Genomic DNA, 16844 nt, shown 5'->3' with positions numbered 1-16844 from the left:
TTATGTATTTGGTACATACTCTGCACAGCAATTACTCCGCTTGTAGGCGGTCTTTTAACCCACATTCCGCACGGGCTAAACGCCCCGCTAACGAAATTCAGCACTCTTCATTTTCTGGAATGAGATGGCTAATTGTTTAATCAGTTTTTGCGGTAGAAGTTCTAGCTGTTTTCTCCACTCATACATAAGTTATAAACTTTGTCCCTTCGTCTATATCATCCAACCTTGTCTTTCTTAGGATACCCAGATTAACAATTCAAAATTCAAAATTCAAAAAGGATTATAGAATAAACTGAAATACAGACCGTTTTCTTGTAATGTTCTCTCATTTGAGTCAACAGATATTAAAGGAATGCCCCAGTCAAGACGAACGGTGAAGCGATCGCTCTGTGACCAACGCAAACCCAGGCCAACAGCAGCTAGAATATTAGGATCGGGATTCTCTCTACCAGAACTATTCCAGCCAACACCAAAATCCGCAAAGGGGACAACCTGTAAGGTGCTATCTATCTGGGGTAAGCGCAGAATCGGTACTTGAACTTCAGCAGAAACAAAAGTGCCATTATCCGTCAGCAGGTAATCTTGACGATAGCCTCGAACGCTATCCTGTCCACCTAAGCCAAATTGCTCTAAAGGTAATAGTGTTCTGGATGCGAGTTGCGTATTTAAACGAAGTAACAGTAAGGTTTCAGGAGCTAAAAGCCGTGCCCACTGCGCTTGCCCTTGCCAAGCAAAAAAACGGCTATCGGGAGGACTTTGATTAATCGTGGGACTCAACGCATCTATACCCAAATTAAATTGAGAGCGGAGGGCGATGACTTCATGGCTGTTACGAGAAGTCCATTCTTGAAAAAATCGCAACGCAGATACCTTGGTGCGTCCCTGTTCATCAGCACCTAAACCGGGGAAAGGTAGTCGCTCTCCCAAGGGGGAATAGGAGGCGTCACTTTCCCGTCGGGAGGCTGTCAACCCCAGGACGAATTCTTGTGTAGGAGTTTGAATTATGGGCTGGCGAAATGTTATTTCGTAATAGCGAGAAGCCGATTGGATATCTAAAATATTGAAAGGAGGTTCAATGACATTACTTGAGGTAGTGCCATAGTTGAAACTAAGGGTTCCGTTGTGGGGATTGAGTGGTAATGTATAGCTGGCGTCAAAGGAGTTGCTACCATCGGTATTAGTGTATCCTAAGCTCAGACCATCTCCGAATCCGAGTAAGTTGGCTTCATTTAATTGTAATCGGCGGCGGAAACTGCCAACGCTAGGCGATCGCCCATTATCAAGAATTATTTGGCTACTAAAAGTTTTTGCCTCACTGATCTTAACTTCTAACAGACTCACACCATTTTGCGATCCTGCCGAGAGTTCAGCAGACACGTTTTGAATCAAAGGATTAAGTTGCAAAAGTTGCAGTGCCTCTAGTAGACGCTGGCGATTCAGAGGCGGTGATGTCGCTATTGCTAGTCGGCTGCGGACATAATTTGGATTCAACCGTCGAGTCCCAGTTACCTGGATATCTTCTAATTTACCTTCGACCACCTGAATTTTGATAACACCGGATTGGATTGTTTGGGGTGGAATATACGCACCAGATGTAATATAACCATTTTTTATGTATAGATCAGTGATTTTAGAACGTGCTTGATACACTTCAGTTAGTGAGATCGGTCGTTTAGTAAATTCAGCAGTGGCTTGGGCTAACTCTTCGGGACTGAAGACTGTGCTACCAATAACTTCAAACCGTTGAACAACAATAGTTTCAGGAAGGTTGCTAGGAAGTGGTTCCTCAGGTGTGGGAGTTGGGGCAGAGGGGGGAAATAGTTCTGCTGGTGGGGGGAGTGGCTGTGGCAGTTCCGGTGAGGGAAGTGGTGAAGGTGCGGGTGGTTGGACATCCTGTGGTGGTGGGAGTTTTTGCGACAGGATGAAATTATTAGTTGGTAATTGTGTACTATCAATAGCCTGAGCTTTCTCTGGATTAGAAGATATGCTGCTGAGTGATAGAAGCATACTCAGAGGTAAGCAGGACACTTTAAAGAAGTCGGAAGTCGGAAGTCGGAAGTCGGAAGCGATGCCCTGAGCCTGCCGTTCGCGCAGCGTCTCCAAGAGTTGGGTACAGTTTTGTAATGGGGATTTAGAAAGAGCCACAAAACATAAAGCCATCCTAGAAATACGGGGTTTTAGACCCATCTTTTTGATAAGATTGTGAGGATATTTATTAATCATCGCAGTGGACTATTTTTTGTTAGGAACTGTGGGATTATACGGCGACTACTTCAGATATGAATCTTACTGTTGCTAAAGTTGATATCTTGGGCAATTCTCAATTTACTCAGCACTGATACCGTTTCAGTTCAACAATGATACAAATACGTTGGTAGGGGCACAGCAATGCTCATTGGTGTCAACTTACAGCTATTTTCAGGTAAATAGACCACGCGGTAAGGGCACAGCAGTGCTGTGCCCCTACGACAGATGTGGTTCAAATACATGATTTCTGCTGTAAGCCAAAACCCTTTTCAAACCTCGTTTCCAGCTTCTTGCTGGAAATGCTACTCGTTGCGGCTCTGCCGCAAGTCTTGAGGCGGAGCCTCTCGGAATGCATTCCCAGTCGGAGACTGGGAACGAGATAATCTCTAAAAGCCTATAGGTATCAGGGTTTGTCTGAAATGGTATGAGTAAGGTAAATGTCATATTTGTCCAGCTAAAAGAGTGTCAATGCAGACTTAAAAGTATGATGGTGTTTGAGCCGCATCAGCAAGCAGATATGTTGGAATTATCTGTGTCTGCGGGAGAAATAGACCTAAAGTATTTGGATAAATCAGGGTTTTGTCTATGACGCGATCCAGGTTACACTTATTACTTCTAAAGGTAAGCAAGTAGGCACAAATAATTAGAAGATGCTGTCGGGTGTGTACCCTACAGATCCATACCCCTTTGCTTAAACATTCCCATCAATTTATGTTTTCGAGCGTGGGTTTGCATCAAGTTTTCCCGATAGCTTAACCAGTCAGCTTTCTTCCCAGATTCCAAGTAGGCATTACGTGCCTTTTTCAACCATTCAACGGCGTAGTAGTAGTATTCGGCTTTACCTGCATCTATAATCTTTTCGGCACGATGACGAGCATTAGCAATCACCCAAGCCGGATTGTAAGGGATAGCAGCATCCATGACTCGGTGAATCAACTCGGAATAATAAGAACTGAGTTCACTAACGATCGCAATTGCATCATCAATTAGCCCTTCATATAAGAATATATCCACTTTCTCTGATTCTGTTCCCCAACCACTATCAGTACGGACAATTTTCAGCAGGTCTGTTTTGAGGCTTTCCCAGTTTTCCCCAGCCAATTCTGCCATCTTTTGGTAGTCTACAAAACAGGGCTTGACTTGAAAAGCCGCCTTGATTGCTAATAAAGCAGCTTGACTATTACCCCACTCCAGAGCCAAATCACTTGTCCAAATTCCCAATTCATACTGACAATTACCCGGTAAATTTAATCCACTCTGGGCTATATCTAGTGCTTGCTGTAATGCCCCCTGAACGCTGAGTGTTTTCGCTAAAGCAAAGGCTTCTTCCATTGAGTTCATCTGGGTTTGAGCCGCATCAATTGCTTCTTCCACTCTGCCTAAACGCCCTAGCATTGTGAGATACTCCTGGGTTTGTCCTTCCGCTTCTGCTAAATATAGGTATTCTTGGTAACGTTCCTGACGTTCGAGAATTTTCAGGCGAATTAGTGCCAAATCATCTGCATAATCTGGCACATCTTCTTCCCAAGCTCCCCTTTCGGTGATATTACCTTGGATAACTTGCACCAGTGGCGGATAATCCCAACCTTGGCGTAAAGCCTCCATAACTAGGCCAAAATCAGCATTCCATTCATCTTGCCAGGCTTCCAAATTTATTTGAATATCAACTTTTTCTTCTGGGGTCAAATCGGCACTGAGAATTGCTTCACACCAAGCATTATTTAATTCCCCGACAATTTGATCGTTTTCAGCACCATATTCTGCAACCTCATGCCAATTTTCCACACAGGTAGAGGTAATCACTTCTAAAATAGCGATCGCATTTTCACCCTCACCCTGTTCGCTAAAATCTACCGCAGTTTGGACTACACTCAGCAATTCCCCGGCAATCGGATCTTCTTCGCACCCCTCCTCAAAGTAACGCACGGCATCCCGGAGAATCTGCCGTACTTGTCCGCGAAAGGGAGCCGGATCAATACTACTACGGCGCAGAGATTTTGTGGTTGTTTCCTCGACAGCAGGATTGATTATCCAATTAACATGGCGGTTAATCGCCTCAATTAATGGTGGGTATTCTGTTACCAAATTTTGCACCAGCCTTTGAGTTTGGATATGATCCAAGCGATCGAGTAGTTGTTCTAAGGTAGGACGCTGCTGAATATTTTCGGAGTTACGCGCACAGACAAGCATCGTTGCGACAACGTGTTTACACCAACCCTCAAAGTTGTAACCACAGGTGCAGTTGACTGAGGTTAACCCACTGCTATCGAAACTCAGATTGACATGATAAGGTCTAGTTTGATTGCCCATAACATCTGCCTGAAGCAGATGACCACGTTGGGTAACAGCATTGACAGCACCAGCCGCATAGTATGCCTCGCCCTGCTGGAAAGATTTGGCGTTGGTATGACGGCGGATAGTAAATTCACTAACTTGGGGAATAGACATCGAGCGATCGCCTGTGTAAATCCTCTGGATAAATCTTAAATCCAGCTTAGGTGTTAGGCTAACGCGATGTAAAGAAATTCAAAGGAATGGGGAGTGGGGAATGGGGAGTGGGGAGTGGGGAATGGGGAGTGGGGAGTGGGGAGTGGGGAGTGGGGAATGGAGAGTGGGGAGTGGGGAGTGGGGAATGGAGAGTGGGGAGTGGGGAGTGGGCATTGGGCAATAATCTCTTCCGTTGCTTCCCCTGTTTCCCTATTTGAAGTTCTGAACTCGGCAGTTGAGGTTCTGAACTCGGCAGTTGAGGTTCTGAACTCGGCAGTTGAGGTTCTGAACTCGGCAGTTGAGGTTCTGAACTCGGCAGTTGAGGTTCTGAACTCGGCAGTTGAAGTTCTGAACTCGACACTTGAGGTTCTGAACTCGGTACTTGAGGTTCTGAACTCGACACTTGAAGTTCTGAACTCGACACTTGAGGTTCTGAACTCGGCACTTGAGGTTCTGAACTCGGAACTTTCAGAATTTAAGTCTAATTGATTACTAGCCCTGGCGACTAGAAGTCGCGGCTACACAGACAAAACCCACCTCCGTGGGTTAAAAACCCTTGATTCTTCATGCTTTCCACGGAGGTGGACGAGAGTTTGTGTAGTAGCAAATTTTATTCGCCTAATACTTTTCAAACATCCTCTAAGGCTTGATCCTTCCTAATCCTCCAAAAATTAAGCCCTCCTTTTTAACAGGACTTACGCAATCAAAGCTTGAAACCTCGATCCCCCCTAACCCCCCTTAAAAAGGGGGGAACTTGAAAGCCCCCAATTTATCGGGGGTTGGGGGATCTCTTCTGCGTAAGTCCTGTTTAAGCTACGGTGTACACACAAATTATCCGATTACCCAAAAGTCCTCTAAAACCTCAAACATCCCTCTCAAACATCCCTCTCCTTACTAAGGAGAGGGACAGGTTTTGCATAGCAAAACCAGGGTGAGGTATCTCAGGGGCTATGAGACTTAAAAACTTCTTCCCCACTCCCCACTCCCCACTCCCCACTCCCTCTCTACACAAATAATTTCAAAAATCAAAACAGACTGCTATATATAGATTTGACTATAATTACTGAAAATATCCATCTTTGGGCTATTCATGCGTGAATCATAATTTCAGTTAGCAATACCGGAACCTTAAAGGGGTTACGCTGATTGTCGGTCAAGTTGAGAATAAATAGACGAAGCACACGGGGAAACTAACGTGAGTCAAGGATTTGATTACGATTTAGTAATTATCGGCGCTGGTGTAGGCGGACATGGCGCAGCCTTACACGCCGTAAGTTGCGGTCTGAAAACAGCGATTATTGAAGCTGCTGATATGGGAGGAACCTGTGTTAATCGGGGCTGTATTCCTTCTAAGGCACTGCTGGCAGCATCTGGACGTGTGCGGGAGTTACGCAATGCCCACCACCTGAAGTCACTGGGAATTCAAATTGGTAGCGTGGAATTCGATCGCCAAGCGATCGCTAATCATGCTAATAATCTTGTATCGAAAATTCAAGGCGATTTAACCAACAGCCTCAAACGTCTAAAAGTCGATATCATCAGGGGTTGGGGAAAAATCGCTGGGGCGCAAAAAGTCGCCATTACCGGAGACGGCGGTGAAAAAATCATCACAGCCAAAGACATCATCCTTTCCCCTGGTTCAATTCCTTTTGTACCTCCAGGGATTGAAGTAGACGGCAAAACTGTCTTTACCAGTGATCAAGGTGTCAAGTTAGAGTCGTTACCAGACTGGGTGGCGATTATTGGCAGTGGTTACATCGGCTTAGAATTTTCTGATATTTACTCAGCTTTGGGTTGTGAAATCACCATGATTGAAGCCCTAGATCAGTTAATGCCAGGATTTGACCGCGATATTGCTAAACTTGCCGAACGAGTGCTGATTACTCCCCGCGATATTGAAACCAAAGTGGGGATATACGCCAAAAAAGTCATTCCCGGTTCACCTGTGGTAATTGAGTTAGCAGATTTCAAAACCAAAGAAGATGTAGATGTCATCGAAGTAGATGCTTGCTTGGTAGCTACCGGACGCATCCCGGCGACCAAAAATCTCGGTTTAGAGTCTGTGGGTGTGGAAGTTGATCGGCGGAATTTTATTCCAGTTGACGATCGCATGGCAGTATTATCAGCCGGTGAAGTAGTACCGCATTTGTGGGCAATTGGCGACGCTAATGGAAAGATGATGTTGGCACATGCGGCTTCTGCTCAAGGCATCATCGCCGTAGAAAATATAATTGGGAGGGAAAGAATAGTAGACTATCGCAGCATCCCCGCCGCCGCGTTTACCCATCCAGAAATTAGCTATGTGGGTTTAACAGAAACCGCAGCCAAGGAGTTGGGACAAACCGAAGGCTTTGAAATCGCCACCAGTAAGAGTTACTTCAAAGGAAATTCCAAAGCGTTGGCAGAAAATGAAGCCGACGGGATTGCCAAAGTAATATATCGCCAAGACACCGGAGAAGTCTTGGGCGTTCATATTTTCGGACTGCACGCCTCAGACTTAATTCATGAAGCGTCAGCCGCGATCGCCAACCGTCAATCTGTGCAAAGCTTGGCACATCTAGTTCACGCCCACCCGACACTTTCGGAAGTCTTAGACGAAGCTTATAAACGAGCGATCGCAATTTAGTCATTTGTCCTTAGTCATTTGTCCTTTGCTAATAAACAAGGACAAATGACCAATGACCAACGACCAATGACCAATGACAAATGACCAATGACTAATCACTAATTATGCAAATCCGCCGCCGTTCACCTAACCCAGCTATTAATGTGTCCATATTACGTTATCAGGCTGCCGTGCCTGACGGGGCGCCAAACAACATCTTGGAGGAAATTGTCTGGCAGAAAGAAGTAGAATATGACCAAATGCGGGAAAAGGTTCCTTTGCAGGAATTGGTCAAGCAGGTACTAACTGCACCGCCCACCCGTGATTTTGTCGCCGCCTTGCGCCAAGGTAAGACTAAGCCAGCGTTGATTGCGGAAGTTAAAAAAGCTTCACCAAGTAAAGGTGTTTTACGAGCAGATTTTGACCCAGTAGCGATCGCTCTTTCTTATCAGCAAGCCAATGCCAGTTGTCTTTCTGTGTTGACAGATGTCAAGTTCTTTCAAGGCAGTTTTGACAACTTAGCCAAGGTTCGGGCTGCCGTAGATTTGCCGCTACTGTGCAAAGAGTTTATCATTTATGCTTACCAGATATACTTGGCGCGGATTAAGGGTGCAGATGCAATTTTGTTGATTGCAGCTATCCTGGGCGATCAAGATTTGAAATACTTCCTGAAAATTGCTCACAAACTGAAAATGGCAGCCTTAATTGAAGTCCATAGTTTGGCAGAACTTGACCGTGTGTTAGCCTTAGATGGAGTCTCCTTGGTAGGAATCAATAATCGCAATTTGGAAGATTTCTCAGTTGACCTGCAAACTACTTGCGAACTCTTAGCTGCAAGGGGTAGCCAATTGCAGGAAAAAAACATCCTTGTTGTCAGCGAGTCAGGACTACACAACCCAGAGGATTTGAGTTTGGTGCTAACAGCAGGTGCATCTGCTGTACTCATTGGAGAATCTTTGGTAAAACAACCAGATCCCGGCGCTGCGATCGCCCGTATCTTGCCGACGAATTTCTGAAAGCAACACCGTCCCTGCGCCCCTTAGCGCAGGGCAACTAACTGCACACAATAGGCGAACAGGCACACTATGTGTAGATACGCAGCACTTTGCTGTTAAGTTATCATCTATATCTTTGCCAAATCTTCATTTTTAATCAAATAAAAGCCATAAGCAACTAGTTATTTCTTATGTAACAATTTATTAACAAGAGACAAACTCTGACTAATACAAAATCCCAAATATGAAATCAAAATTTAACTTCATGGAGCAAATTCCTCTACCTTCACCTATTCACTACGAACTTATACTTCAACTTTTAGAAAGACAAACCATGTTAGCGGTAAATGATAATCCAGATTTACGGCATCAGGTGAATCAGCTAATTATTACTCTCCGTAAAGCTGCTGTGCAGCAAAAGCGACTAGAAGAAATTTGCGAGTTTTCCTCTGTAACTATTGATCACCGTTGGTCGATTAACCATCATCACGATAGCAAAGTTATTGCCCCTGATTGAAATATCTAAATCTCAAATTTGGCATCTTTATTAAGTTAGCTTACTATCATCAGAAAGTGTATTTAAGTGGTCAGTAGTTAAAAGTTCCGCCGCATTTCCTTGACTAAAATTTACAGTTTGGGGTGTGATTTAAAATGATTTTGGTTACATAATTATTTATGCTTTACAAAAATACCTATAAATGCTATAGGAATCATATTTTATTTCTGAAAAAATCTCGGTAGTCTTGTAGTAGACCCTCTTGGCTTTAATGTTGCAAAAAAATTGTAGGTTGGGTGGAGGCTTTGCGTAACCCAACATCCTGATAATCAGTTGGGTTGCGCTGCGCTCCACCCAACCTACGTCTAATGCACTATTTTAGCCTAGACAGTCCAAAATAGTGCATTTCAAAAATCAAATACTAGTACAGAACGGCGTAAATAAGCCACCCATTTGTAATGTCTGAAACCCTTGCTAAAACGTAATTACGAATTACGAATTACGAATTACGAATTAGGCGAAGCGGTACTAGTCCTATAGATGAGGATTTGAAATCGGTTGACAATTTATACAATAATTCTATTAATGCTGGAGAAAAAATTCTCATCTTGATAAAATTTTAGCCCTGAAAAAGTTCATATTGATTTAGAGGAAACTGTAGATCAGCTAAAATATTGATCATATTCTCTCTCGAATTTGACGAAAGATGAAATATAACAGCATCGATGAACTCTTCAGAAATAATCAGGCTTGGGTTGCCGAGAAACTGACTCTAGACCCAACTTACTTTCAAGAATTATCTAACGGACAAACACCACCTTTTCTATACATCGGGTGTTCTGATAGTCGTCTAGCATTAACAAGCTTTACCCGTACTGAACCAGGAGAGTTATTTGTACATCGTAATATTGCCAATCAAGTTTCTCTGACGGATATTAACTTTTTAGCCGTTTTAGAATATGCAATTTTACATCTTGGGGTGGAACATATTATCGTTTGTGGTCACTACGATTGTGGAGGAATTAAGGCGGCTTTAGAAGGGAGAACCATCGGAATTCTTGATAACTGGGTAAATCCGATTCGGGAACTCTATTTACAGAAACAAGAAGAAATTGATGCCTTGCCAACAAGAGAAGAACGTCTAAATCTTTTAGCGGAAATCAATGTTGTGGCGCAAGTGAAAAATCTTTACCAAACTTCGATGATGCGTCAGGCACTCTATGAACGAAAAGCACCTATTGTTCATGGTTGGGTACTAGATATACGCACTGGGTTGATTAAAGATTTGAACATTTCAACTGTACAATGGCAATTGCACATCTGCCCCTTGCTTCTAGAGTTTAGGCTCTACGCCATGTTAAAAAACGAGAGTTAATTAGATATTTACCATTACACAAAAATATACATTTGAGAGGTGATCAATCGTACCTTTACAACTTTTATTGGAAGTGAAATAAATAGTTGTTTTTTCGCCACACTCTTATAAATTTTACGTCAAAGTTATAAAATATTTCATATTCTTTTGTAAAATTAGAGTTTTTAATATTACTAATACAAGGGTGTATTAGAGGATGTTTGAAAAGCTATTTTTGTTACCAAAAGTATTTAATACCCCCCCCAACCCCCCTTGGAAAGGGTGGGCAAATAGGCTCTTAGAGGATGTTTGAAAAGTCCTCTTCTCGGTAATAAAACGTTCTAGATCCCCCTAAATCCCCCGATAAATTGGGGGACTTTAATTCCAGTTCCCCCCTTTTTAAGGGGGGTTAGGGGGGATCAACAAGTGCCTAAAATCACAGCTAACTACTTTTCAAACAACCTCTTAAAGCCCCCCTTTACAAGGGGGGTTGGGGGGTAACGTCAAAGTGCGTTATGTGAGACTTTTCAAACATCCTATAACGCACCGTGACAGATGAAATTAACAAAGTAACACACTTTAAAAGTTGGATATTTTTTTAATTGGAAGTCCGCAATTTATTCTTAATTAAGAAGTTGCAGATATCTAATTCATAACTCTTTTGGTAGAGGCAATTTATGAATTGCCTCTATGCAAATATTACTCAGAATCATTAACGCCGAGATTGGTACACCCAACCTACCCCTACAAAGAATTATTTCTTATAAATTATCCACACTGCATGAATAATCCCAGGAATGTAACCAAAAAGCGTCAAAACTATATTAATCCAAAAGTCTATACCAAAACCTACTTGCAAAAAAACTCCCAAAGGCGGTAAGAAAATGGCACACAGAAGACGAACTAAATCCATTTGAACCTCCTGTTAATCTCACAGAAACAGCTTGTTGGCGAAGTAATTCACCACTGATCAAGCATATTTGGACTTTTTAAAGATAACATTTCTTCTCTCAATCGAGGTCACGCTTAAGATGCGGTAAACCGCACTCAAGATTAGCCACCGCTAATTTTAGCCTTATAACCTAGCTTGATCAAAATCTCGACAATTTTCTGCTTGTGTTCGCCCTGAATTTCAATTTCGTTGTCTTTAACTGTCCCACCTGTCCCACACTGGGTTTTCAACTGCTTCACCAAATTGTCCAAGGTTTCCGCTTTGCCTTGAAAACCGCTAATCACTGTGACGGTTTTGCCTTTGCGTCCTTTGCGGGAAGCTTGTACTTTGAGATTTTGTTGTTGTGGGGGCAGTTCTGGAATTGGTCTTTCTGTGGCGGCAGAGTTGTCGTTGCCAAATTCGCGGTAGACAAAGCCTTTATCGGAAGATTTGGAATTGGAAGAAGACATAAAATGAATCTTTAAGAAAAATTTCAAAAGCAGTGGAAACTTCTACGCAACCATTCTGCTGGGATATCAATTTCTAGGCTAACATCACAAATCCATTGCAAACGATTCAAAGTAATTGGGCATGGGGCCTTAACGAAAAATTTAGTTCCCAGTCCCCAGATGTGCCTCAGACTTTCTATAGCAGTTCTCGTTTGGATGCAATACATGCTAGGGGCACAGCATTGCTGTGCCCCTACGAGTGGTACGCCAGTTCGCCCAAGTCGGGAAACCCGCCCACGCGACTGGCTCCTGTATTCCATGCAATTGAGAACCGCTATATAATAATTAAGTCATTCCCGCATCAAAATCAACTCGTGACTACCACTCCCCTGTCTCCAAGTTCAACTGCTCAGGTTCCCGATACGCTAGGTCGCTTTGGACGCTTTGGCGGTAAGTATGTACCTGAAACGCTGATGCCTGCTCTTACTGAACTAGAAACAGCTTATCAGCAATACCGTAATGACCCTAGTTTTCAAGCAGAACTACAGGAGTTGTTACGGGACTATGTAGGACGTGCCACACCATTGTATTTCGCTGAACGCTTGACTGCTCATTATGCCCGACCCGATCGCACCGGACCGCAAATTTATTTAAAGCGCGAAGATTTAAATCATACTGGCGCTCACAAAATTAATAATGCCCTCGGTCAGGTATTGTTGGCGAAACGCATGGGCAAACAACGGATTATTGCCGAAACGGGTGCCGGACAACATGGAGTTGCCACAGCCACAGTTTGCGCTCGTTTTGGGCTGGAATGCGTAATTTACATGGGCGTTCATGACATGGAACGCCAAGCTTTGAATGTGTTCAGAATGAAGTTGATGGGGGCAGAAGTGCGCCCAGTGGAGGCGGGAACGGGAACTTTGAAGGATGCCACTTCCGAAGCAATCCGGGATTGGGTGACAAATGTGGAAACGACTCACTACATTTTGGGTTCGGTAGCTGGTCCCCATCCTTACCCGATGATGGTACGTGATTTCCATGCAGTCATCGGCGAAGAAACTCGCGCCCAAGCAATGGAAAAGTGGGGTGTATTGCCTGATATTCTCTTGGCTTGTGTGGGTGGTGGTTCCAATGCTATGGGACTATTCTATGAGTTTATTAATGAGTCTTCTATACGCTTAATTGGGGTTGAGGCAGCCGGAGAAGGTGTCAATACCGAAAAACACGCAGCAACATTGACAAAAGGACGAGTTGGTGTATTGCACGGAGCAATGAGCTATCTGCTGCAAGATGAGGATGGGCAAATCATTGAGGCACACTCAATTAGTGCGGGGTTAGATTATCCCGGTGTCGGCCCAGAACATAGCTATTTGAAGGATATTGGCCGCGCCGAATATTATAGTGTGACGGATGCAGAAGCTTTAGAAGCATTCCAGCGATTGTCGAAATTGGAAGGAATTATCCCGGCATTAGAAACAGCCCATGCGATCGCTTACCTCGAAACCCTATGTCCCCAACTAACCGACAGTCCCCGGATTGTAATTAATTGCTCTGGACGCGGCGACAAGGATGTACAAACGGTAGCGAAGCTCTTAAATAACGCGTAAATATACATAAAAATACATCAAATTTTCGGGAAAAAGCAATCAATAATTCCAACACGCTAAGTACACCTTTGCGTAAAATCCTAGTGTTTTTAAACGGAGAGTAAGTATCGTTCATACTTACTCTCAAAATTGAGCATAAGAGGTTTATTTTATACTTAGGTTTAAATAAAATTTCAACCTATATACTAATTGACAAAAGTCACCTTGTCTTGACTCATCCCGAATGGGTAGAGGCAAATTTTTCTCATACTAATGGTATGGAATTTATATTAGTAAGATTATTTACTATCTCTAGATAAGTAATAGCACGTAATAAATTACTGAAAATCGGGGTCTAAACATAATTTTAGGCAGGAAATACTTACGTATAATCTGACATTATTACCCCATACTTTTAATATTAAGAGCTAACTTCATACCTACAACTTACTGATGTTATAAGTGTAATTACTAATTTATAAAAATAACATTGTTTGAAAATCTCACAGATGATGGTAAAGAGTCCAATGTTTTGTAAACAGCGCAATTCTCTCGTAAGATCGTGGATTCAAACGTTTGCTAGTAATTTTTGAACATAAAACATCATAAACAGAAGTATATAGACATATAATCAATTTGTCATACTGAGATTATTTTAGTTAGATTGTCTGCAACTTTACTTTCAGCAAATGATCAAGACAACAATCTACGCCGTTGCTTTAGGCACTATTCTTCTCAGTAGCGGAGCGATCGCTACTTCTGTAACAAATCCAACTTTTACGCCAAAATCTTCACAGGTATTAAGTAATACTGTTTATATCGCAGCATCTAGCGTCAACACTGCTAGTTTAGAAGGGTTGGTTTTCAATCAAATCAATGACTACAGAGCTTCTCAAGGGCTACCAAAGCTGAGTCGTAATTCTAAAATCGATAATCAAGCCAGGATTCACAGTCAGGATATGGCTAGTGGTAAAGTTCCCTTTGGACATACGGGATTTCCAGAACGTGTTAACGCAATCGGTATTTCCTACAGAGCAGCTGGTGAAAATGTCGCTTCCAACGGGGGATATACTAACCCTGCCACAATAGCTGTTCAAGGCTGGCTCAAAAGTCCAGGGCACCTAGCCAATATCAGAGGTAACTATGATAAAACGGGGATTGGCGTCTCTAGCAAGGATGGACGCGAAATCTACTTCACACAAATTTTCCTTCGCTGATACAGCAAATTTCAAGGAAAGTGAAGTACACAACGATTCGTCTCAAACCCAGGTATAAAGCCTGTTTTACTTCAGAATTCTGACTCCTGAATTCTGAATTCTGAATTCTGAATTCTGAATTCTGAATTCTGTTTGATAATGTAGTTTAAATGACATTTGTCTATTGAATACTACATTATTTTTTTAGTAATTCATGAAAATCTGAAATTATCAGCCAAAATAACCGTGATTTCATGAAGCTGACCTATTGAAATATTGACAATTGGAAATGATTGTTTGTACTTCCCGTACAAGGATTTAGCCAGATTGCCGAAATTCATCAATCCTTAATAGGATCGTGGTGTATATCCTCGGAACAATAAGGTAGAGTAGAAGTCTTATATCTCTACACATTACGCAATTCTCCATGTTCCGACAAACTGCTTTTGGCATCGCTTTAAGTGCGCTTGTCCTTGCTAGTGGATTAACGACTGTTCCGATACCAAATTATCCTTCTACGAATACATCCACCCGTAATAAGCTGTTGTCGCTTTTTTCGAGTCAGGTTGCAATATCGACTCCTACTTTTAAAACTACGGAGCTAGAAAAATCAGTTTTTGACGAAATTAATCGATATCGGGCTTCTAAAGGACTGCCAAAGTTGAGGCTAAATGCAAATATAACTCGACAGGCAAGAATTCATAGTCAAAATATGGCTAAAGGTAAAACCCCATTTAGCCATCAGGGATTTGAAGGGCGAGTCAAAGCTATCCCTCTTCGCTACAACAGTGCGGCGGAAAATGTTGCTTTCAACCGGGGATATAGCAACCCAGTGGAGGAAGCTGTTACTGGTTGGATAAACAGTCCCGGACATCTAAAGAATCTTAAAGGAAATTACAACCTGACTGGAATTGGTGTTGCTACTAATAATCAAGGCGATGTCTACCTGACACAACTTTTCTTTCACACTAGGTAGATTTATAAGAAGAATTCAGAACTCAGGAGTCAGAATTCAGTATTCAGTATGAATTCTGTACGAGTGGGTGATGAATATTGGTTAAAACCTCGCCCGAAGTCAAGCGAAAAAAATTAAAATATTCTCGCCTTAAAACTCTATCCCTTTATGGGTAGAGTATTCACCAATTCTGTATTCTGTATTCTGACTCCTGTTTTATTTGGTGATGTTTTTGCACAATAATAATGTAGTGTCTAACAAGACTTTTGTTTGCTGGACACTGCTATTTTTTTTGAAAAATTCATGACATTACAAGATTTTCAGGTGAGCGATCGCGACCTCAGTGATGCAGCCCTTGGACAGTATTTAGAATCTACAGCGATCGCAGTTGATACAGAAACGATGGGATTATTGCCACTGCGCGATCGCTTGTGTCTCGTCCAGCTGTGCAACCTCGAAGGGAAAGTGACTGTAATCCGCATAGCTAAAGGACAAGCTGACGCCCCCAACTTAAAAAAACTCTTGCAAGCGGCGAATGTCGTAAAAGTGTTTCACTTCGCTCGCTTTGACCTTGCTACTTTACGAGCCAATCTGGGGATTCAGGTTGTCCCTGTTTTTTGCACCAAAATTGCGAGTAAATTAGCCCGTACTTACACAAATCGCCACGGACTCAAAGATGTGGTGCAAGAGTTAGAACAAGTGGAACTGGATAAAAGCTCTCAAAGTTCTGATTGGGGTAACGCCGCTAGTTTATCTGAAGCTCAACTAAGTTATGCTGCTAATGATGTGCGCTACTTACTTAGTGTGCAGCAGAAGCTAATAGAAATGCTCAAACGAGAAGAACGTTGGGAAATTGCTCAAGAGTGTTTTGAATTTCTGCCAACAATAGTTTCCTTAGATTTGTTGCAATTTAAGGATTTGTTTGAACATTGATCAAAAAGTATACCTGCCTTGAAAATAGAGAATGGGGAGTCGGGACAAGAAATTTTCATTGCTGGTTGAGAGTTTGACAAAGTACTAGAACACCAATTCAGTAATCCTGGAAGAATCTCTCCCCCAACCTATGCAGTTTAAGGTTTTTGGCGCTAATTAAACCGTATTGTTTTATAACCCACGTTCGCCCTTGGCGTTCCGCAGGAAAGGTGGGTTTTGCATGTGTAGATGCGGTTTCTAACCGCCTTTTTAATTTTCAAACTACAACCCAAAAAATCTAAGCGAGCTCTAAGTTATGTAGGGAAGCTCTAAGTTATTTTGATTCTCTAGGGAGGTAGTCCAGTAAAAGATGAAGAGAGTTTCAGACTCTTATTTAAATCCCGACTGAAACTGAAGCTACGTGTAGACGAACGCGAGTGCGTCTCCAAGAGTTGGGGGCTTATACCGTTTTACTTTAATTTATACCGTTTTACTTTAATAATGATACAAATACGTTGGTAGGGGCACAGCAATGCTCATTGGTGTCAACTTAAGCCAAAACGCTTATCCCACAGGCGTTTTACCCCCCTTAATCCCCCCTTATAAAGGGGGGAAAAAAATCCAGTTC

Annotated in this window: 13 protein-coding genes; 8 read left to right on the top strand and 5 right to left on the bottom strand. The window is 42.5% G+C overall.

Features of this window, described 5'->3' with window-relative positions; genetic code table 11:
• Window positions 1-270: 270 nt before the first annotated feature.
• The 3 genes from V7K27_RS14960 to V7K27_RS14950 form a co-directional block, all read right to left on the bottom strand.
• Entirely contained in the window at window positions 271-2007 is a 1737-nt protein-coding gene (locus tag V7K27_RS14960; RefSeq protein ID WP_334948594.1) for a ShlB/FhaC/HecB family hemolysin secretion/activation protein, read from the bottom strand.
• 909 nt (window positions 2008-2916) lie between these two features.
• A complete protein-coding gene (locus V7K27_RS14955) occupies window positions 2917-4695 on the bottom strand; it encodes an SWIM zinc finger family protein (RefSeq protein WP_334948434.1) in 1779 nt (592 codons plus the stop codon).
• A gap of 58 nt (window positions 4696-4753) precedes the next feature.
• The gene (locus V7K27_RS14950) at window positions 4754-5179 is read right to left on the bottom strand and encodes a hypothetical protein (protein WP_334948432.1); all 426 of its coding nucleotides are present in this window, start codon (window positions 5177-5179) and stop codon (window positions 4754-4756) included.
• A gap of 750 nt (window positions 5180-5929) precedes the next feature.
• On the opposite strand from V7K27_RS14950, the gene lpdA reads away from it, so the two are divergent.
• The 4 genes from lpdA (at window position 5930) to V7K27_RS14930 (ending at window position 10205) form a co-directional block, all read left to right on the top strand.
• On the top strand, window positions 5930-7360 hold the full coding sequence (gene lpdA, locus V7K27_RS14945; protein WP_334948430.1) for a dihydrolipoyl dehydrogenase: 1431 nt from the start codon (window positions 5930-5932) through the stop codon (window positions 7358-7360).
• A gap of 104 nt (window positions 7361-7464) precedes the next feature.
• Complete coding sequence (gene trpC, locus V7K27_RS14940) at window positions 7465-8355, top strand: indole-3-glycerol phosphate synthase TrpC (protein WP_334948429.1); 891 nt, start codon at window positions 7465-7467, stop codon at window positions 8353-8355.
• Between the two features lie 244 nt (window positions 8356-8599).
• Window positions 8600-8851: a DUF5340 domain-containing protein gene (locus V7K27_RS14935; protein WP_334948592.1), complete on the top strand. Its 252-nt coding sequence runs from the start codon at window positions 8600-8602 to the stop codon at window positions 8849-8851.
• Between the two features lie 685 nt (window positions 8852-9536).
• Window positions 9537-10205, top strand: a complete 669-nt coding sequence (locus tag V7K27_RS14930; protein ID WP_334948427.1) for a carbonic anhydrase — start codon at window positions 9537-9539, stop codon at window positions 10203-10205.
• A gap of 733 nt (window positions 10206-10938) precedes the next feature.
• Here the strand turns inward: V7K27_RS14930 and V7K27_RS14925 are convergent.
• Both V7K27_RS14925 and V7K27_RS14920 read right to left on the bottom strand, forming a co-directional pair.
• The gene (locus tag V7K27_RS14925) at window positions 10939-11097 is read right to left on the bottom strand and encodes a YqaE/Pmp3 family membrane protein (RefSeq protein WP_292830075.1); all 159 of its coding nucleotides are present in this window, start codon (window positions 11095-11097) and stop codon (window positions 10939-10941) included.
• A gap of 140 nt (window positions 11098-11237) precedes the next feature.
• Window positions 11238-11585 carry a translation initiation factor gene (locus tag V7K27_RS14920; protein WP_334948425.1) on the bottom strand — a complete coding sequence of 116 codons (348 nt, stop codon included), beginning with the start codon at window positions 11583-11585 and terminating at the stop codon, window positions 11238-11240.
• Between the two features lie 353 nt (window positions 11586-11938).
• On the opposite strand from V7K27_RS14920, the gene trpB reads away from it, so the two are divergent.
• The 4 genes from trpB (at window position 11939) to V7K27_RS14900 (ending at window position 16237) form a co-directional block, all read left to right on the top strand.
• Window positions 11939-13174 carry a tryptophan synthase subunit beta gene (gene trpB / locus V7K27_RS14915; protein ID WP_334948423.1) on the top strand — a complete coding sequence of 412 codons (1236 nt, stop codon included), beginning with the start codon at window positions 11939-11941 and terminating at the stop codon, window positions 13172-13174.
• Between the two features lie 668 nt (window positions 13175-13842).
• The gene (locus tag V7K27_RS14910; protein ID WP_334948421.1) at window positions 13843-14370 is read left to right on the top strand and encodes a CAP domain-containing protein; all 528 of its coding nucleotides are present in this window, start codon (window positions 13843-13845) and stop codon (window positions 14368-14370) included.
• Window positions 14371-14776: 406 nt separating this feature from the next.
• Window positions 14777-15325: a CAP domain-containing protein gene (locus V7K27_RS14905; protein WP_334948418.1), complete on the top strand. Its 549-nt coding sequence runs from the start codon at window positions 14777-14779 to the stop codon at window positions 15323-15325.
• A gap of 282 nt (window positions 15326-15607) precedes the next feature.
• Window positions 15608-16237: a ribonuclease H-like domain-containing protein gene (locus tag V7K27_RS14900; RefSeq protein ID WP_334948416.1), complete on the top strand. Its 630-nt coding sequence runs from the start codon at window positions 15608-15610 to the stop codon at window positions 16235-16237.
• Window positions 16238-16844 lie beyond the last annotated feature (607 nt).

This window comes from Nostoc sp., assembly GCF_036919575.1.
In the GTDB taxonomy this organism is placed as follows: Bacteria; Cyanobacteriota; Cyanobacteriia; order Cyanobacteriales; family Nostocaceae; genus Nostoc.
Note: the sequence above shows the minus strand (reverse complement) of the source record. Positions and strands in the feature narration are given on the sequence as shown.